General features: G+C 35.1%; 18 protein-coding genes. 10 read left to right on the top strand and 8 right to left on the bottom strand.

Annotated features, from left to right (window positions below):
- The first annotated feature begins 108 nt into the window (after nucleotides 1–108).
- From ATE47_RS10420 to ATE47_RS10410, 3 genes are all read left to right on the top strand, one after another.
- Nucleotides 109–1,782, top strand: coding sequence for a glutamine--tRNA ligase/YqeY domain fusion protein (locus ATE47_RS10420; RefSeq protein WP_062161916.1), 1,674 nt, complete (start codon nucleotides 109–111; stop codon nucleotides 1,780–1,782).
- Nucleotides 1,783–2,026: 244 nt separating this feature from the next.
- A complete protein-coding gene (locus tag ATE47_RS10415) occupies nucleotides 2,027–3,196 on the top strand; it encodes an MFS transporter (RefSeq protein WP_082632567.1) in 1,170 nt (389 codons plus the stop codon).
- Nucleotides 3,197–3,301: 105 nt separating this feature from the next.
- Nucleotides 3,302–5,332, top strand: a complete 2,031-nt coding sequence (locus tag ATE47_RS10410; RefSeq protein ID WP_062161914.1) for a TonB-dependent receptor — start codon at nucleotides 3,302–3,304, stop codon at nucleotides 5,330–5,332.
- A gap of 4 nt (nucleotides 5,333–5,336) precedes the next feature.
- Here the strand turns inward: ATE47_RS10410 and ATE47_RS10405 are convergent, their stop codons facing one another.
- A complete protein-coding gene (locus ATE47_RS10405; RefSeq protein ID WP_062161913.1) occupies nucleotides 5,337–6,305 on the bottom strand; it encodes a YpdA family putative bacillithiol disulfide reductase in 969 nt (322 codons plus the stop codon).
- 115 nt (nucleotides 6,306–6,420) lie between these two features.
- Between ATE47_RS10405 and ATE47_RS10400 the strand changes: the two genes are divergently transcribed.
- Entirely contained in the window at nucleotides 6,421–7,059 is a 639-nt protein-coding gene (locus ATE47_RS10400) for a hypothetical protein (RefSeq protein WP_062161912.1), read from the top strand.
- On the opposite strand, the gene ATE47_RS10395 is transcribed toward ATE47_RS10400, so the two are convergent.
- From ATE47_RS10395 to ATE47_RS10365, 7 genes are all read right to left on the bottom strand, one after another.
- Nucleotides 7,056–8,354 (bottom strand): glycosyltransferase family 4 protein, encoded by a 1,299-nt coding sequence (locus ATE47_RS10395; RefSeq protein WP_062161911.1) that lies wholly within the window; start codon nucleotides 8,352–8,354, stop codon nucleotides 7,056–7,058. The genes ATE47_RS10400 and ATE47_RS10395 overlap by 4 nt on opposite strands.
- Before the next feature lie 151 nt (nucleotides 8,355–8,505).
- Nucleotides 8,506–8,856, bottom strand: a complete 351-nt coding sequence (locus tag ATE47_RS10390; RefSeq protein ID WP_228376264.1) for a GxxExxY protein — start codon at nucleotides 8,854–8,856, stop codon at nucleotides 8,506–8,508.
- 25 nt (nucleotides 8,857–8,881) lie between these two features.
- Nucleotides 8,882–11,416 (bottom strand): hypothetical protein, encoded by a 2,535-nt coding sequence (locus tag ATE47_RS10385; RefSeq protein WP_185097083.1) that lies wholly within the window; start codon nucleotides 11,414–11,416, stop codon nucleotides 8,882–8,884.
- Nucleotides 11,417–11,437: 21 nt separating this feature from the next.
- The gene (locus ATE47_RS10380) at nucleotides 11,438–11,668 is read right to left on the bottom strand and encodes a hypothetical protein (protein WP_062161909.1); all 231 of its coding nucleotides are present in this window, start codon (nucleotides 11,666–11,668) and stop codon (nucleotides 11,438–11,440) included.
- Nucleotides 11,669–11,757: 89 nt separating this feature from the next.
- A complete protein-coding gene (locus tag ATE47_RS10375; RefSeq protein WP_062161908.1) occupies nucleotides 11,758–12,807 on the bottom strand; it encodes a DUF6263 family protein in 1,050 nt (349 codons plus the stop codon).
- Nucleotides 12,808–12,831: 24 nt separating this feature from the next.
- Entirely contained in the window at nucleotides 12,832–13,584 is a 753-nt protein-coding gene (gene rlmB, locus ATE47_RS10370) for a 23S rRNA (guanosine(2251)-2'-O)-methyltransferase RlmB (RefSeq protein ID WP_062161907.1), read from the bottom strand.
- Nucleotides 13,585–13,694: 110 nt separating this feature from the next.
- Nucleotides 13,695–14,168, bottom strand: a complete 474-nt coding sequence (locus tag ATE47_RS10365; protein WP_062161906.1) for a DinB family protein — start codon at nucleotides 14,166–14,168, stop codon at nucleotides 13,695–13,697.
- Between the two features lie 251 nt (nucleotides 14,169–14,419).
- Here ATE47_RS10365 and ATE47_RS10360 point away from each other — a divergent pair, with 251 nt between their 5' ends.
- The 6 genes from ATE47_RS10360 to ATE47_RS10335 all read left to right on the top strand — a co-directional run bounded on the left by ATE47_RS10360 (nucleotide 14,420) and on the right by ATE47_RS10335 (nucleotide 19,769).
- A complete protein-coding gene (locus ATE47_RS10360) occupies nucleotides 14,420–15,424 on the top strand; it encodes an AAA family ATPase (protein WP_062161905.1) in 1,005 nt (334 codons plus the stop codon).
- Nucleotides 15,424–15,876, top strand: coding sequence for a GNAT family N-acetyltransferase (locus ATE47_RS10355; RefSeq protein ID WP_062161904.1), 453 nt, complete (start codon nucleotides 15,424–15,426; stop codon nucleotides 15,874–15,876). The genes ATE47_RS10360 and ATE47_RS10355 overlap by 1 nt, the downstream gene beginning before the upstream one ends.
- Nucleotides 15,877–15,934: 58 nt before the next feature.
- Nucleotides 15,935–16,798, top strand: coding sequence for a DUF58 domain-containing protein (locus tag ATE47_RS10350; protein ID WP_062161903.1), 864 nt, complete (start codon nucleotides 15,935–15,937; stop codon nucleotides 16,796–16,798).
- Between the two features lie 82 nt (nucleotides 16,799–16,880).
- The gene (locus tag ATE47_RS10345; protein ID WP_062161902.1) at nucleotides 16,881–17,777 is read left to right on the top strand and encodes a BatD family protein; all 897 of its coding nucleotides are present in this window, start codon (nucleotides 16,881–16,883) and stop codon (nucleotides 17,775–17,777) included.
- Nucleotides 17,770–18,762: a VWA domain-containing protein gene (locus tag ATE47_RS10340; protein ID WP_062161901.1), complete on the top strand. Its 993-nt coding sequence runs from the start codon at nucleotides 17,770–17,772 to the stop codon at nucleotides 18,760–18,762. Before ATE47_RS10345 ends, ATE47_RS10340 begins: the two co-directional genes overlap by 8 nt.
- Entirely contained in the window at nucleotides 18,762–19,769 is a 1,008-nt protein-coding gene (locus tag ATE47_RS10335; protein ID WP_062161900.1) for a vWA domain-containing protein, read from the top strand. Before ATE47_RS10340 ends, ATE47_RS10335 begins: the two co-directional genes overlap by 1 nt.
- Nucleotides 19,770–19,845 lie beyond the last annotated feature (76 nt).

The raw sequence follows: 19,845 nt of genomic DNA, 5'->3' as shown, positions 1-19,845 counted from the left end.
AATATTGAATTATTAATAATTATAGTTTTAAATTATAATTTCCGTAAACCCCCAAAATTTCCTAAATTTGCAAATTGTCGTATAAAGCGATATATAAAGCGAATTTTAATGGAAGAAGAAAAAAAATCACTCAATTTTATTGAGCAAATTATCGAAGATGATTTGGCAAACGGTCTGAAAAGAGATCAGATCCGTTTCCGTTTTCCGCCTGAACCAAACGGTTATCTGCATGTAGGTCACACCAAAGCGATCTGCATCAACTTCGGTTTGGGTGAAAAATACAATGCTCCCGTAAACCTTCGTTTCGACGATACGAACCCTGAAAAAGAAGAGCAGGAATTCGTAGATTCTATCATGAAAGACGTTGAATGGTTAGGTTTCAAATGGGATAAAGTGTTGTATGCCTCCGATTACTTCCAGCAGCTTTATGATTGGGCAGTTCAGTTGATCAAAGAAGGAAAAGCTTACGTTGATGAGCAACCGTCTGAAGTGATTACTGAGCAAAGAAAAAATCCTACAGAACCGGGTGTGGAATCTCCATACAGAAACCGTCCTGTTGAAGAGTCTTTAGATTTATTTGAAAGGATGAAAAACGGCGAATTTGAGGAAGGTTCAATGTCTCTTCGCGCAAAAATCGACATGACATCCCCAAATATGAATATGCGTGACCCTGTGATGTACAGAATTCTGAAAAGACCTCACCACAGAACGGGTACAACATGGAAAATTTATCCGATGTACGATTGGGCACATGGTGAATCTGATTATTTGGAGCAAGTTTCACATTCATTGTGTTCTTTGGAGTTTGAAAATCACAGACCGCTGTACAACTGGTACCTGGAGCAGGTTTATGACGAATCCAAAGTTGCACCGAAGCAAAGAGAATTTGCAAGGATGAACGTTTCTTATATGATCACTTCCAAAAGAAAACTACAAAGGTTAATCGCCGAAAATGTAGTAAACGGTTGGGATGACCCAAGGATGCCTACAATTTCCGGAATGAGAAGGAAAGGGTATACAGCTGCCGCTATCAGAAACTTTATTGAAAGAGTTGGGGTTGCAAAAAGGGAGAACCTTATTGAACTTCAGCTGTTGGAATTCTGCGTCCGTGAAGACTTAAATAAAGTCGCAAAACGTGTGATGACGGTTGTTGATCCAATTAAATTAGTCATTGAAAATTATCCTGAAGGACAAGAAGAATGGCTGGAAACGGAAAATAATCCTGAACAGGAAAATGCAGGAACAAGAGAAATTCCGTTCTCAAGGGAATTATATATTGAGCGTGAAGATTTTAAAGAAGAAGCTAATAATAAGTTTTTCAGATTAAAATTAGGTGGCGAAGTCCGTTTAAAATCTGCTTATATCATCAAAGGTGAAAGGGTAGAAAAAGATGAAAACGGTGAAATTACCACGATTTATGCTACTTACGATGAAAAATCCAAGTCGGGAAGTGGAACTGAGGAAAGTTTAAGAAAAGTAAAAGGTACGATTCATTGGGTGTCTGCAAAACATGCGATTCCTGTCGAAATCAGAAATTATGATAAACTTTTCACTGTGGAACAGCCTGATGCTGAGAAAGATGTAGATTTCTTAAACTTCATCAACCCGGAATCTGTGTCAACAGTTCAAGGTTTCGCTGAACCTAGCTTAAAAGATGTGGCAGTTGGAGAACCTCTTCAATTCCAGAGAATTGGCTATTTCACGAAGGATCAGGATTCTACGGATACCAATTTGGTGTTCAATCGTACTGTGACGTTAAAAGACTCTTATAAGCCGGAGTAGAAATTATTTATATCAATATAAATGAAACAGGGCTTAATTTTTAAGTCCTGTTTTTTTATTTTTTTAAAACACGGATACCACAAATATTTTCACAGGTCTACACAAATTAGTGTTATTCGTGGAAAATTAGTGCCATTAGTGTTAAAATTAAATCAAATACAAATTATTAATTAAAACTTAAGAAATTGTGAAACTATTAAAACTATATACAAGCTCATTCAAAGGACTTTCGCAGGAAAGCTGGATGCTCGCGTTGGTAATGCTCATCAACCGTTCGGGGTCGATGGTACTGCCGTTTTTGGGTGTTTATATGACCAATCATCTACATTTCAGCATTGAAAATACCGGAATTGTACTGAGCTTTTTCGGGATAGGATCTGTATTGGGATCTTGGCTGGGAGGTTTTATTACCGATAAAATTGGCGAGTATAAAGTGCAGTCACTGAGCCTGTTATTGAGCGTTCCCTTGTTTTGTTTAATTCCGATTTTTAAAACTGAGGTTGGAGTAGCATGCATTATTTTATTGCAGAGTATTGTTACGGATTCATTCCGTCCTGCAAACTCTGTAGCCATTACAAAATATGCAAAACCGGAAAATATCACAAGAGCATTTTCCTTAAACCGGATGGCTGTGAACTTAGGTTTCTCAATTGGTCCTGCCTTAGGAGGTATTCTATCCGCAATCTCCTATGAATTCTTGTTTTTCAGTAATGCTTTAACGGCATTGTCGGCAGGAATTATCTATATATTCTTTTTCAGAAAACGGAATAAACTTGCCAAATTGAAAGCTAAAAAAATAAAGGAAGTTATTGAAATTAAGAAAGGAAATTCGCCGTACCGCGATGGCAAATTCCTGATATACTGTTTTTTCTGTATGCTGTTTTCAATATGCTTTTTCCAGATATTCAGTACGTTAACAATATTTTACAAGGATACGGCAAAATTAAGTCAGGAGAATATCGGTTATATTTTGGGATATAGCGGTTTCTTAATCGTATTGCTTGAAATGGGTTTTGTACAAATCGCGGAAAAATATTTCAATCTCGCTGTCACAATGCTTTTGGGGACTTTTATTTGTGGGTTTTCATACGCCATGCTGGCTTTTGACTACAGCCTCATTGCCCTTATTGTTTCCATGACATTGCTTTGTATCGGGGAGATCTGGACGTTGCCGTTCATGTCAACAATTACGGCCCTACGTTCCGGAGAAAACAACAAAGGAGCGTATATGGGTTTGAACGGAATCTCATTTTCCATTGCATTTATTGTAACTCCATATTTAGGAACTTTAATTGCTGAAAAGCTCGGATTCAATACTTTATGGATTGGAACCGGGGTTTTAGCAACAATTATTGCTGTTGCCTTTTATTTTATTGTTCCATGGATGATTAAAGATAAGAAAGCTGGAGAATAGTTATTATCTGGTATACATTTATTTTTTTGTCTTAATTGAAAAAGTTGCTACAAAATTTAATCCGATTAAATAGAGAAAAGAATAATTTTTGCTTCCAATTATTTAATGACAAAATTATATTTTTTACTTTCCTTATTTTCTGTTTTGTTTTTCTTTTCGCAAAAAAAAGATTCTGCGACGTTGATTTCTGAAGTCAGGATTGATGCTTACAAAAAATCAACGCCATTTATTGTTTCTACAAAATCAGTTTCCGTTGTTTCTGAAAACTTATTAGATCAGAATATTCCGGAAAGAATGCTCGAATCAGTGAATCAAATTCCAGGTGCCAGAATGGAAGAACGTTCGCCTGCAAGCTATAGGATTTCCGTTCGGGGCAGTACGTTGAGATCACCTTTCGGAGTTAGAAATATTAAGGTTTATCTGGATGATTTTATCTTGTCGGATGCCTCCGGAAATACATATTTTAATCTAATTTCTCCGCAATTGATTGATAGAATGGAAGTATATAAAGGCCCTGAAAGTGGTGATTACGGAGCAGTTACGGGTGGAACTGTACTTTTACAAACCAGAAGTTCAGATAACTTATCAGCTGATTTAGCGATCGGAAGTTATGGCGCTTTTAGCCAAAGTTTTGATTTTTCGAAGCAATTCGGAAAACACTTTTTACAGGTTTTTCAGAATTATTATCAGACGGATTCTTATCGGGAACAATCGCAGGTTCAAAGAAAGCAATTATTCATTAAAGATAATTTTCAATATTCAGAAAAAGCTTTGTTAAAGGTTATGTTGATCTATTCTGATCTGGATTATGAAACTCCGGGAGGGCTAACTTTAGAACAAATGCAAGCCAACAGAAAGCAGGCGAGACCTGCTACATCAACCCTTCCAGGAGCCAAAGAACAGGAAGCCGGGATACGGAATAAAATGCTATTAACCGGGCTTTCTCACGAATTTAATTTTAATTCAAATTTTTCACATTTTATTTTGGTTCAAGGCTCGTATGTAGATTTTGAAAATCCATTTATTACCAATTTTGAAAATCGTTTTGAAAAGAATTTTGCACTGAGAACTCATTTCAATTATGAAAAAAACTGGAATAAAGTTAGCCTGGCTTATAGATTTGGTTTTGAAGGTGGAATTAATGATGTTTTGATTAAAAACTATGATAATAACAAAGGAATTGAAGGAAAACTACAGAATTTTGACCAAATTAAATATACTTCCGGATTTTATTTTCTTTCACAAAAATTAAATTTCAATGAAAAATTTTTCACAGATATTTCGATTAGCTTAAATTCGAATTCTTACGATTGGCAACGACTTTACCCGGATTCTAAAAATGGAAATATTAAATTTAAAAATCAATGGCTTCCCAATTTTGGAATCACCTATCTTGTAGGTAAAGGTTTTTCGGTACGTGGAAAAATAGGGAAGGGGAACTCTGCTCCTACCAATGAGGAAATCCGTTCTTCCAATCAGGAATTTAGTTTAAATCTCGTTCCGGAGTATGGCTGGAATAAAGAAATCGGAATAAGAAAGCAGTTTGGAAATTTTGTTTTTATTGAAGGGAATTATTTTGATTTTAGAATGAATGATGCGATTGTCAGAAGACAGAATGAAGCGGGTCAGGAATATTTTATTAATCAGGGAAAAACGGTTCAAAAAGGCATTGAAGTTCTTTTAGAATCAAAGAATTTTAGTTTAAAAAATGACTTTTTCAATAACTTTAAGTTTAGGTTTTCGGGAAGCTTTTACAATTTTAAATTTGAGAATTATAAACAGCTCAACACTGACTTTTCAGGAAATGCTATAACAGGTGTTCCGAAAACAACAATCAACAGTTTGCTGAATTTTACTTTTTTCAAAAAGCTTTCCGTAGATTACTCCCATTTTTATACTTCAAAAATTCCTTTAAATGATGCGAATTCCGTTTGGTCGGAGCCGAGTTTGGTTGGAAATATCCAGTTCAGATTTCCTTTAGATCTTGACAAACTAAGATTGAATTTATATTTACAGATCCAAAATCTTTACAATACGGATTATGTTTTGGGTTTTGATGTTAATGCTTTTGGAAACCGTTTTTACAATCCTGCCCCAAGACGGAATTTTATTTTTGGAGTGAATGTTTTGTTTTAATTTATTATTTCTGCTTTAAAAGAATATTTTTCACAATCATCTCTGCATGAATTCTTGAGTTTTCAATAAACCAGAGATGGGTGTCTTTCCCTCCACAGACAACTCCTGCGAGATAAAGATTTTCAACATTAGTTTCCATTGTTCGAGCATTATAAAGAGGGTTTAAACATTCTCCCTGCAGTTCAATTCCGGAATTTTTAAGAAAATCAAAATCGGGGAGATAGCCAGTCATGGCCAGAACAAAATCGTTTTCAATTTCAATGGTTTTCCCGTTTTCATCTTTAAAAATTACAGAATGTTCCCTGATTTCAAGAAGAGTAGAATTAAAATAAGCTTTAATATTTCCTTCTGCAATTCTGTTTTCAATATCCGGTTTTACCCAATATTTTACACTTTCTGAAATTTCGGAGTGACGAATAATCATTGTCACTTCCGCTCCTTTTCGGTAAGTTTCCAATGCCGCATCAACCGCTGAATTGCTTGAGCCAACGACCACAATTTTTTGTTTGGCATAAGGATAAGGTTCAGTATAATAATGTTTTACTTTTGGTAAATTTTCTCCAGGAATATTCATGAGATTTGGAATATCGTAGAATCCTGTTGAGATGACAACATTTTTAGCAAAATATTTTCCTTTTGAAGTTTCAATCTCAAAAATGTCATTTTCTTTAGAAACTTTTTCAACCTTTTCATACAAGTGAATGTTGATATTTCTTTGGCGCGCAATTCCCTGATAATATTCCAATGCTTCCTGTCTTCCCGGTTTTGGAGCTGTTGAGATGAAAGGAATTCCATCAATTTCCAGCTTCTCAGCAGTGGAGAAAAACCTCATGTATAAAGGATAATTATAAAGTGAATTGACTATGGTTCCTTTTTCAATAATTAAATAAGTAAGATTATTTTTCTGAGCTTCCAAGGCACAATTCAAACCAATTGGTCCGCCTCCGATGATGAGAATATCCAAAATTTCCATAAAACAAATTTAACTAAAACCTTTAGATTAGGTTAAAAACTTACAGAAGAACTTATCTATCGAAACTATTTTACGGCATTAAATTTGGTGATTTTATAGCCACAAGATTAAAAATATGAAAAAATTATTCATTTCATTGCTCATCGTAAGTATCGTTGCCTGTAACAAAACCCCTGATAAAGTTGTTGAAAATAAAAGTGACTCGACACAACAAGTACAAGTGGATAGTACGCATGCAGAGCAGTCTATAGCTGATAAAGACGCTGCTCTACAGCAAATTAATAAACAGGTAGTACAAACTTTAAAAGATAAGGATTATAAAAAATTCGCGGAATTCATTCATCCTGAAAAGGGAGTGAGATTTTCTATGTATGCTTTTGTAAATCCAAAAGAAGATAAGCAGTTTTCAAAAGCAGATTTTGCAAAATATCAGCCGACAAAAACCTTGTTTACCTGGGGGACAATGGATGGTTCCGGAGATCTTTATAAGGCAACAATTGATGATTATCTTACAAAATGGGTGTATTCAAAAGATTTTGTAACAGGACAGGTTGCATTAAATGAATTTCTTGGAAAAGGAAATTCACTGAATAATTTAAAGGAAATCTATCCAAAAGTAGATTTTACAGAAAACTTTATCAAAGGTTCGGAAGCTACAGCCGGAATGGATTGGAAATGTCTTCGTCTTGTTTTTGAGGAATTTCAGGGGAAATATTATCTTGTGGCTGTCGTTAATGATCAGTGGACAATTTAATTTAAAATTTCAGCCAGCTTTTTCGTTAGATTTTTTCTTGAGAACTGCTCGATATTTTGAGTGTTTTCAAGAAGAGTTCCGTTTTTCCAGAGCTCAAATTTTTCGAGAATAAAGCTCTTAACTGACTCGAAATCACTGTAGCTGAAATGTTTTCCGGCTTTTGTTTCATTTAAAATTTTAGCAACATCCGCATTATCCGGTCCGAAAGAAATAATCTGTTTTCCTGTGGCCAGATATTCGAATATTTTTCCGGGAATAATTCCTTTTGAAGATTCATTCGGGAAATTTGTAATTAAAAGCATGTCAGAACTTTGCATTTCACCGATTGCCTTGTCATGAGAAACATAACCTAGATTTAAAATATTATTTTTTAAACCTGAATTTTCAATTGAGTTTAAAATCTTCTCATCAATTCTTCCTGCAAACTTTAAGGTAAAATTTTCAGCGAAATCAGAATTTGTTTTAATTAAATTATCCAGAGCTCTCCAAAGAGTTTCAGGATTTCTCAATTGTTCTAAAACACCGATATAGCTCAATGTGAATTGAGATTGAGAGTTTGAGGGTTTGAGGGTTTGAGGGTTTGAATCTGTTTCATCAAAACCATTTGTAATACAAACGGCATTTGCTCCATTTTTGCGGAAATTTTCTGCATCGGTATAGCTTGTCGCCAGCGTAATATCAGCATTTCTGAATACATCGCTTTCTAGTTGACGGTGTTTTTTATCTGAACTTTTAGTTAATTTTAAGTGCTTGTAATAGGAAATTTCCGTCCACGGATCACGAAAATCGGCAATCCATTTTAGAGAGGGAAGTTTGTTTTTTAAATGTAAACCAATTAAATGCAAAGAATGGGGTGGCCCGGAAGTCACCACAACATCAATTTTGTTTTCTTTTAAATATTGCTCTAAAAACTTTACGGAAGGTTTTACCCAGAAAACTCTGGCATCAGGAATGAAAAAATTTCCCCTTACCCAAATTGAAAGCTTAGATTTCCAACTTTGATTTTTCCCAACATCAAACTGTCCGGCCTTGAATTTTTTGTTACTTTTATTCAGCTTTTCGGCTAGTTGATAAGGTTCCCAAATCTTTGTTTTTATGATTTCAATATTTTCAGGAACATCTTTCATTAAGCTTTCATCCAGCAATGGATAACTCGGATTTTCGGGAGTATAGATCACGGGCTCCCATCCGAATTCGGGTAAATATTTTGCAAATTTCAACCATCTTTGAACACCGGGACCTCCTGCAGGTGGCCAGTAATAGGTGATGATTAATATTTTTTTTTGAGAATTCATTTATATTTTATTTTAACCGCAAAAGAGACAAAAGATTTATTATTGTTTTTAGTTATTCAAAAGTTGACAAAATATGAGTTAATACTAGTCAAATTGCTCAAAATATTTATTGATAAAGGTTTCTTGTCCAAAATGATAAAGGTTTTTTACATTAAAATTTACAAGAATTCCCTTCGGAACCTTTAGTAGATTGTAGATTCATATAGTTGAGAATTTGATATTTATGAATGTCTAAAACGGATGTAATGGATTTAATTTCTAAAACGATTAAATTTTCAACCAAAAAGTCACATTTAAAATCACAATTTAAATATTCATCCTTATAAATAACGGGAATCTGAAACTCAGATTTATATTCAATATTTCTTAATTTGAATTCTTTTTCTAACGCTTTATGATAAACAATTTCTGCCAAACCAGATCCCAAAATTTTATGAACTTCAATACAAGCTCCGTTAATTCGATAGGTAAGGTCTGTAATATATTTTTGAGTAATAATCATAAATCTTTTTCAAACTTTTGAATCACTAAATATTTTCAGTTTTTCTTTTGTCTCTTTTGCGGTAAACAAAATACATCCCGAAACCACTCAGCAAAATAAACAACCCGAAGCAAATAAGTGAAATCCATTTTCCTTTTTCAATCACTTCCGGTTCAAACACCATTCTTACACGATGGCTTCCTGCAGGAACATGTACTGCACGCAGCAAGTAATCTGCTTTGATGTAAGGTACTTCTTTTTCATCAATGAACATTTTCCATCCGTGAGGATAATAAATCTCTGAGAATACAGCCAATTGCGGAGTTTTGGATTGGGATCTGAATTCTATTTCGTTAGGTTGATATTTAGTCAAATTAATGAATGCTGTAGAATCTGCCTGAACAGGTTTTCCGTCAAAATATTTTTTATCAGAAGAAGCAATTACGGCTGTTTTTTTACTGTCAATTTCTCCGATTGCTTTAATTTCTTGATTCGGAGAGTCTACAAACTGCAAATCACTTACAAACCATGCATTTCCGTTTGCTTTAGGATTCGGGATCGCCTGAGGCTGCTCCGGTCCGCCAACAACCCAATATTTTGCATTCAAAAGATTAAGGATTTTTGGAACTTTTACAGAATCCATAGTCTGGAAATACTCGTTGATGACGTCGTCATATCTTCTCAATTTTACGGCGTGATAACCTCCGATTGAAGATTTAAAATAAGAAGTATTCGTTTCGCTGAATGTACCTAAAATATTGTTGAAAATTCTATAGTGTGTCTTATCTCTTTCTGCGATTGTTTCAAGGGTTTTGTTAACATTTACATTTGCTAAAATGGATTCCAGATTTGGATTTCCCTGAACTTTTTCAGCCATAAGATCTGAACTTTCAGTTTGGAAAGGGTTTTCAGCAAAGATTTTGTCAACATAATTTTCATCGTTTAAATAACGCTTGTTTACTGTCCAAAGATCAAATAAGCTTACAGCTCCGATGATGATTAAAGCAATATTCTGATTTAATTTTTGCTTTAAACTTAAAAATAAAACTCCGGCAGCAATGGCAACGTAGATGAATGCTTTGATGGCATCAATTTTAAATAATTTAAATCTTTCATCCACCAGAAAATCCAACAGGAAAGGAGGAAGGTAAGTTTTTTCATTATCCGTATGGAATCCTAATAATGATTTTCCGAAAAGAAGAAGAATTAATACCAAACCTAACGTTCCACCACTTACATAAAGAAGAATTTTCTTTTTGTATTCTTCCGTTAATGTAGAATCTGTGAAGAACCTGTATAATCCTATAATAGCGATTAATGGAAATAACAATTCAACTACGACCAAAATAGAAGAGGGTGCCCTGAATTTGTTATAAAACGGAACAAAATCAATGAAAAAGTCTGAAAGTGCCATGAAATTACTTCCCCAAGCCAGAAAAACAGTCAGAATTGACGCTCCTAAGATCCAATAACGGTATTTTTTCCAGGCAAAAAAGAAACCTAAAACTGCTAAAAAACAAACAATTGCTCCCTGATAAGCAGGGCCTGAGGTTCCCGGTTGGTCTCCCCAATAGGTCAGGTTTCCGAATCCTTTAGAAATTCTGTCATACTCGGCCTGTGAGCTTACATTTTCCTGCACCATTTCCTGGATTTTACCCATCATTTCCTTTCCTTCCGGTTCCTGGCTTCCGCCGCCCATCAATCTTGGAATGAAAAGGTTTAATGTTTCCAGTTTTCCGTAGCTCCAAAGAAGCATGCTTTCTTTATCCATTCCGGATTTTCCCCCGGTATGGCTGTCGTTCGTTAAGATTTGTTTTCCACGAACGGTTTCTTTAATATATTCGGAATTCGCCATGATTCTCTGGGAATTCATTCCAACTCCGATGAAACAAGAAGCTGCAATAATTCCCGAAGAAATTAAAAAATGCTTCATTGGTGTTTTCTTTTGAATCGCCCGGATTAATTCAGACAAGAATAAAAATCCTAATGCAAGGAAAAGGTAATACGTCATCTGTGGGTGATTCGCCGCGATCTGAAGCCCCATAAACAGGGTTGTGACAATGAACCCCCAAATGTATTGCTTCCTGATATAGACCAGTAAAATCCCGGCTAAAAGTGGCGCGAAATATTCAATGGTATTAATTTTACCATTATGTCCGGCCGCAATGGCGATATAAAAATAGGTGGAAAGACCAAAGAAAGTGGCTCCCAATAAGGCATATTTCCAGTTTCTGACCGTAACCATTCCTAAAAGGAAAAATCCGCCAAAAAGCAGGAAAAAATAGTTGACCGGTCTTGGAAGGAAGTTCAGGTTACTGTCAATTTTTTTAATGATATCGCCCTTAAACTGGCTTCCCATCTGGTAAGTAGGCATTCCTCCAAACATGGAATCACTCCAATATGTTTCTTTTCCGGTGTCGGCTCTGTAGTCGAGAAGTTCTTTTGCACCACCTCGATACTGCACGATATCATGCTGGAAAAGCTGTTTTCCCGTAAAAACAGGAGTAGAGTATAAAAATGCTAAAACTATAAATACAACTAATGAAATTGCAATATATATTAAGTTTTTATTTTTCGCCATGTTGATGGTTATTGTCTTTATTTACCTTTTATCGTTAGTCTCTTTTATTTCTTCGTAGTCCACGGTTTCTGCGTCCCACTTGATTTTTTTATCGTTCTTATTTGAGTTTTGTATGTCCTGCGGCTGTCTATTGTTGTTTCTCTTGTTGTCAAACAAATAACTATGGAATTTTTTAAAGAAAATTCTTTTCAAAATATTCCACACAAAATAGATGATAATCGTTGCGAGTACGAACTCAAAAATGTATTTCATAAATTAAATTGTTTAAAATTTAGGATTTAAAGTTGCCTGTCCTTTAACTCATAAACTCTCTGACACTCCAACTCTAAAACCTTTTCTCCTTACTTTGCCGATGGATTCACCATTACAGAAGAATTGGAAACACTTTTCATAGACTGGGATTGCTTTCCGTCTGAAATTGTTTCAATCTGTGTTGTGACAACCTTAATATTCTGGTTGGTAATCCATCCTGTATTTTGGTCGAATTTAATGGTTCCGTTTTGTGCCAGTTCACTGCTCATGCTATGAGTAATTGGCCCTTGAGCCTGTTTCTCTGTTTTCTTAGGAATTCCTCCTGTTACAGAAATTTCAGCAATACCATTTCCTACACTTTTTAAAGTATAATTTGAGGTAACTTTAATTTTTCCATTAGGATCGGCATTTTCACTGCTTGACCATTTTTCTCCGATTTTTACCCCTTTTTTAGGAATAATCGTTAGATTTTTATTGAATTGATCTTTCAAAACTTTTTCATTAAAAGATTCTTTAAGGCTCGCTACAACACTTGCTTTTTGGTTGGCATCTTTCACAATTGTACCAACAGCGTTGGAAACTTTAGTATAAACGGCATCAAATCCTGTAATCGAAATTACATTTCCTTTGGTGTCCATTTTCATATTTAACTTATTTCCTGTCAATGCTTTGTTGATGTTCCAGATCATTTTCAGGTCGTCTTCTTTAGGAATCGGCAGTTTGGTATCTACAACGATTGTTTTTCCGTCCGCAGACTGAGAATTTCTTTTAGCAATTAAATTTAAAGTAATATCATAAACATTTCCTTTAACATCATTCACTGTGAAAGACATTTCGTCTGTAGATTCACTCGTTCCGTTCAGTGTTTTACCTTTCGGGTCGGTCATTGTTTTTGTATCTCTCTGATACGTTGTCAAAGGATATGTTTTTCCTTTTTCCAATTTAAAAGTTTGAGTATAAATCCCCGCCGAATCTTTAATCGCAGGGTTTGCTTCTACTTTCGCTACAGAATCAGCCGGAACTTCTACCGTGATCGTTTTTCCCGTTTTCGGGTCTATTTTTGTGATTTTTGTAGTTTCTTTTTTACAAGATACAAGAGCTATAGATGTTAATAGCGCTAATGCTGCTATATTTTTCATTGTTTAAATTTTAATGTTATCGAATTAATTAATTTTCATAATCTTCTGTCTTACAGCTTCATATAGAATTGCGCCGCAAGCAACAGAAACATTTAATGATTGTGTTTTTCCTTCAATAGGAAGCTTTATTTTTTCGTCTGCATGATGCATGACTTCTTTTGAAATACCCGTTTCCTCATTTCCCATTACAACAGCGCAAGGTTCTGTAAAATTGACGTCATAAATCATTTTCTGAGCCTTTTCAGTCGCTGCAAACACTGATATTCCGCTTTGTTGAAGATAATCTACAACGTGAGCCAGATTCGGTTCCTTACAGATTTTAATATTGTAAAGTGCTCCTGCTGAAGTTTTTATAGCATCAGAATTTATAGGTGCACCGCCTTTTTCTGGAATAATAACAGCGTCAATTCCAACACATTCTGCGGTTCTGCAGATTGCTCCGAAATTTCTTACATCTGTCAGTCTGTCCAAAATCAACAAAAAAGGAGTTTTTCCTTCTTCAAATAACTGAGGAACAATATCTTCCACTCTATGAAACGGAACATCCGAAATGAATGCCACAACACCCTGATGGTTTTTCCTTGTAAAACGGTTCAGCTTTTCAATAGGAACGTAATTGGGACGGATTTTATTTTTAGCTAAAATTGTTTTCAGTTCAGCATAAATTGGGCCTTGCAATGCATTTTGCACAAAGACCTTGTCAATCGTTTTTCCCGCTTCAATTGCTTCAATCACGGGACGCAGCCCGAAAATAAAATCGTCTTTTTTATCTGTCATTTTATTATTTTAAATAGTAATTGTTAAATGTCAATTTACTTTAGAAGTCAATTTATATGGTAAAAAATTCATAATTACCTTTTGACTTGCGCAGCAAAATTCACTTTCAACTATCTTCCTTTTTCTCCTAAAATTGCTCTTTTCTGAGACATTGCATAGCCGTAATGCAGACTTTCATGCATATTATTGAAAATTATTGCATCCTGAATGCTTTTCAGATCCATTCCAAAGCTTGTAGTATAAGGCGTATAATCCGAAAAAAAATCGCTGTCATAGTCTTTCATTAAAATCTTCGAAGTTTCCGTTAATAAAAACTCAAGATCTTCCACTTCAGATTTCTGAACATTTAAGTTCGGTAAAGTTCCTTTTTTATAAGTTTCAATCCAGTATTTATCAATTCTGAAAGGATTTCCGCTTAGGTAATAATGCAAAAGCTGCTGAGTGGCAACGGTATGCGCGATATTCCAGTAAATATTATTGTTAAAACCGTCCGGAATCAACAAAAGGTCTTCGTGGGAAGTATTCTGTAAAATATCTAAAAGGTTCTTTCTTACCTGTCTGTGAGCTTGAAAATGATAATTCATTTTGCAAAATTTTTAATCACCAAAAATAGGGTAATAAACTGTAAATGACAATTTTTAAATGCCGGATTAAAGTAAATTTTATATATTTTTATGAAAAATATACATAATCATATTATGTTTTAAGGTTTCAAGTATTCTGAATCCTGCATTAATGCGGGAATATTTAACAAACTTTAACTCAAATATGGCATTAATTGTGTTGATTAATGCAAGTATTTATTAGAAATTTACCAATTATTTTAAATTAGACTATGTCAGATACATATCAAGCCGAAGATATTCGTCAGTTGACGGAAAAAGTAAAGGAAAAAAACTACTTATTTTCTCTTCTGAGACAGGAAATCAACAAAGTTATTATTGGTCAGGAGTATATGATAGATCGCCTTTTGGTGGGGCTTTTGGGAAATGGACATGTTCTTTTGGAAGGTGTTCCCGGATTAGCAAAAACGTTGGCGATTAAAACATTGGCAGAAGCTGTTCACGGTGATTTTTCGAGAATTCAGTTTACCCCGGATTTGCTTCCTGCAGATGTGGTTGGAACGATGATTTTCAATATTAAAGACAATGATTTTTCAATAAAAAAAGGTCCTGTTTTCGCAAACTTTGTATTGGCGGATGAGATCAACCGTGCACCGGCAAAAGTGCAGTCGGCTCTGTTGGAGGTTATGCAGGAAAAGCAAGTGACAATTGGTGATGAAACCATGAAGCTTCCAAAACCGTTTTTGGTATTGGCAACACAAAACCCTATTGATCAGGAGGGAACCTATCTTTTACCAGAAGCCCAGAGTGACCGTTTTATGTTGAAATGTACGATCGATTATCCTAATTTTGAGGATGAAAGAACGGTAATGAGAATGGTTTCCACTTCGCACCAACCTGACATTAAACCTGTGATTTCTTTGCAGGATATTGTTGATGCCAAAGAATTAATCAATCAGATTTACCTTGACGAAAAGATTGAAAAATATATTCTGGATATGGTTTTTGCGACTCGTTATCCTGAAAATTATGGTCTTTCGGAACTTAAAAATTATATCAGTTTCGGAGCTTCTCCTAGAGCTTCGATCAACCTTGCTATTGCTTCCAGAGCATACGCATTCCTGAAGGGAAGAGCTTTTGTAATTCCTGAAGATGTAAAATCTTTAGCGAAAGATGTATTAAGACACAGAATTGGGTTAACTTTCGAAGCAGAAGCGGAAGAAATTTCATCAGAAGAAATCATCAATAGAATTTTAGCCAAAATTCAGGCTCCATAATGAGTGAGGTGTTAATCAGAAGGGCAGTTCAGGAAGATTGCGCTCCAATGCTGGAATTGATCAAAGAACTGGCAGATTATGAAAAGGCTTTGCATGAAGTTACCTTAACCTTAGAACAATTTATCGAAGACGGCTTCGGAAAATCTCCGGTTTGGGGAGCTTTTGTAGCTGAATTTAATGGAGAAATTGTAGGAATTTCGTTGTATTACGACAGATATTCAACCTGGAAAGGCAGGAGATTATACCTGGAAGATTTGGTGGTGACGGAAAATTTAAGAGGAAAACAAATCGGAAAAAAACTGTTTGAAGCAACGCTGGAACATGGAAAATCAAACCATTACAGCGGAATGGTTCTTCAGGTTTTGAATTGGAATGAGCCAGCCATTAATTTCTACAAAAAATACAACCTGAAATTCGATGATGAATGGTTTAATGTGTCTATAGAGTTTTAAATTATAAATTATAAGTTATGAGTTTCCTGCTAACTATAATCTAAAACCTGTTACCTAAATGAAAATAAAAGATATTGTAAAAAAAGTCAAGCAAATAGAAATCCGTACCCGTAAGAAGTCGGAAGCTACTTTGATGGGGCAATATCACAGTGCTTTTAAAGGTCAGGGAATGACTTTTTCGGAGGTTCGGCCATATCAGTTTGGGGATGAAATCCGAAGGATCGACTGGAATAAAACCGCCCGTTTCCGTGAGCCATTCGTGAAAGTAATGGAGGAGGAAAGGGAGCTGATAATGATGTTACTGGTGGATATTTCAGCATCTATGGATTACGGAACAAAAAATCAGCTGAAAAGAGAATATGTTGCAGAAATTGCCGCAAGTTTGGGCTTTTCAGCAGCGGGAAATAATGATAAAGTAGGACTGATTTTGTTTGCTGATAAAGTGTATAAAGTAATTCCGCCACAAAAAGGAAGAAAACATATTCTTTCGATTATCAGTAATATTTTGACGGCAGATTACGTCCCCGCAGAATCGAAAATCGACAAAGCGATGGAATATATGATGGGGATTTTTAAAAGAAAATCGTTGGTTTTTCTATTCTCGGATTTTGAGGACGAATATGATTCTAAAATGTTGAGGGTAGCGTCCAAAAAACATCAGTTATTGGGAATGAGGATTTTCGATGAAAAAGATAATGAAATTCCGGACGTAGGCTACACCTTATTATATGATGCGGAGACCGGGAAACAAGTGTGGGCTAACACCTCCAGCGCAAGATGGAGATATACTTTTGCAGAGGCTCAGAAGAAGAAACTAAGGGCTTTGGAAGAGGATTTTGCCAACAGTTCGGCGAGCTTTATGAATATTAATACAGGTTCGGATTATTCGAGATTGTTGTATAATTATTTTCAGAAGAAATAAATTAAGAAGTTAGATATTAGAGGTTAGAAATTAGTGACAACTTTAAATTTTGAACTTTAAACCTTTGAATGATTAATTAAAATTGAAAAAACTACTATTTATATTTTGTTTTTTACTCTGTGCAAATGCTTTTTCACAGATCCTTTCTTCCAGTGTTGAGAAGAAAACCATTGCTTTGGGAGAAGTGAATCATATTGTTGTGACGATTAATAATCTTCGTAACGAGAAAGTTTCCGCGGCTCCCGAAAACGAACTGCTGCCTTTTCATTTTGAGGAAGTAAAAGACAGTATCGCGCAAACTCAGGATGTCTATTATCGAAGAATTGAATTTGCAGTTTTTGAGGAGGGAAAATTCACTATTCCTGAACTTGAATTCAAGGTAGGACAAAGGGTTTTAAAAACAATTCCTTACGAAATCGACGTCATTAATACGGCCCAGAAAACTGATCAGATCAATGACATTATGAACAATAAAGATGTCAAGCTTGATGTGAAGGATTACTGGGAACTTTATAAATGGTATGTTCTGGCTGCGATTGCTTTGATTGCTTTAATTATTGCGATTATAATATTTATAAAATGGGGCAGGAAACCGAAAGATTCACCTGTCGTCGCAACGAATCATACATTGAAAGAGCTCGATTCTCTTAAAAAGAAAAAATATGTGGAAAGTGGGAATTATCGTTCATTTTATGTTGAATTAATAGATATTTCACGAAAATTTATCACAAAACAATACCGTTTGCCGGCAGATGTACTGTTGACGGATGATTTGATTGATTTAATAAAGAAAAATAATACCATTTCCCAAGAAAATGAAAGAGTAGTGGAAGATGTATTTTTGAGAGGTGATTTGGTGAAATTCGCGAAAACTTTTCCGGATCAGCAGACTATGGAAAAAGATTTTGCTGATATCAGGGAATTTGTGAAAAGATCATCAAAAGATTTGGAATTTGAAAACTTGAGAAAGGATGTTTAATTTTGAATTTTATAGTCCGTGGTTTTTAGCACTTTTTCTGCTGTTCATCCCACTTTTATTCAGGGATGCAAGCAGGCAGAAAAGGAAAGGAATCAAAGTCCCGACCGTTAAAAATATGGGTGACAGCGGTGGAATTCAGGCCGTGATGTTTTTCCTGAAAATTTCAAAATATATCATCCTCTCAGCGTTGATTATTGCAATGGCAAGACCAAGAACTTTTACCGTTTCTCAAGACAGAGACGATACAAAGGGGATTGATATCATGCTTTCTGTGGATGTTTCTTTGAGTATGTTGGCAAAAGATTTAACACCGGATCGTTTAACGGCCTTAAAAGATATTGCCATAAAATTTGTCGAAAAAAGACCGAATGACCGGATAGGTTTGGTGACCTATTCCGGGGAAGCTTTTACGAAAGTTCCTGTGACATCTGATCATCAGGTTGTTATCGATGAATTGCAAAATTTAAATCCTTTAGAGTTACAACCGGGAACGGCTATTGGAGAAGGGCTTTCCGTTGCGGTGAATCACCTGAAAAATAGTAAGGCAAAGAGCAAAATCATCATCTTAATGACGGATGGTGTCAACACGATTGAAAACGCGATGCCTCCTGCGATTGCTGCAGAATTGGCAAAAAATAATAATATTAAAGTTTATTCCATTGGCATTGGAACCAATGGATATGCTCTGATGCCTACTCAAACGGATATTTTCGGAGATTTGGTTTTCACGGAAGCGGAAGTGAAAATTGATGAGCCCGTATTGAAGGAAGTGGCCCAAATGACGGGTGGAACCTATTTCAGGGCGACATCAAACAGCAGCCTGGAAGAAGTATATGATGAAATTAACCAATTAGAGAAAACTGATGTAAAAGTTTCCAAATTATATAATTATCAGGAGTATTTTAAAATTTTCCTTTGGATTGCGTTGGGAATGCTCTTTTTGGATGCATCATTGAGATGGGTATTGTATAAAATTTTAAGTTAATGGATTGGTATTTAGGAAATTATTGGTATTTGTTGTTACTGTTGCTTTTGCCGCTGTTAGCTTTCTTTTTGATCCGATATTTAAAATGGAAAAAACAGAAAAGAGAAATTTTTGCAGATAGCCAGTTTCACGAAAATTTATTTGAAAAAAGATCTGGTTTTACGAAATTTTTCCCGGCATTATATTTAATAGCTACATTATTTTTAATTTTTTCAATTATTGATTTGTTGAGCGGTTCCGAGGAAATTAAATCAAACCAAAGGTTGAATAATGTTATTTTTATGCTGGATGTTTCCAATTCCATGAATGCGGAAGACATTAATCCGAGCCGTCTTACAGAAGCGAAAAATCTAATGATCCAAACAATGCAGAAAATGAAAAGTGATAAGGTGGGGATCGTAATTTTTGCGGGACAGGCAACATCTATTATGCCTTTGACGACAGATTATAATTCTGCGGAAACATATATCAGTGGTATCGAAACCAATACCATGCAAATCCAGGGGACCGATTTTTTAAATGGAATGAAGAGTGCTGCTGATAAGTTTAAAAATATAAGCAAAGATGCCCGAAAAGTTGTACTGCTGAGTGATGGTGAAGACAACGAAGGAAATGATGATGCAGCTATAAAATTGGCCAACCGCGAAGGGATCATGGTGACTTCCGTAGGAATCGGGACTGAAGAAGGAGCACCTGTTCCGGAGTATGTTTTTGGACAATTAATGGGCTATAAAACTGATATTAACGGGCAAACAGTAATTTCCAAACGGCAAACAGAAGCTTTGAAAAAAATTGCGCAATCTACAGGCGGATCCTATATAGACGGGAATAATATCAATGAAGCACCCGACAGAATTATGGATGCATTAAGCAAAAAAATGGGATCATCCGAAACATTGGTAAAATCTCAAAATGCTAATCATTATTATCAATATTTTTTAGCAGTGTCTATATTTTTCTTTTTTCTAATTTATATTTTTAATCCTAAAAGAGATTTTAACGTTTAATATTCAAATTTTTGCCTTCAACTTTCTGATCAATACTTTAACCCAACTTTAACAAATAAGGACCTGTTTATTAACA

The sequence above is a fragment of the Chryseobacterium sp. IHB B 17019 genome, from assembly GCF_001456155.1.
In the GTDB taxonomy this organism is placed as follows: Bacteria; Bacteroidota; Bacteroidia; order Flavobacteriales; family Weeksellaceae; genus Chryseobacterium.
This window is presented reverse-complemented; position numbering and strand designations above follow the sequence as displayed.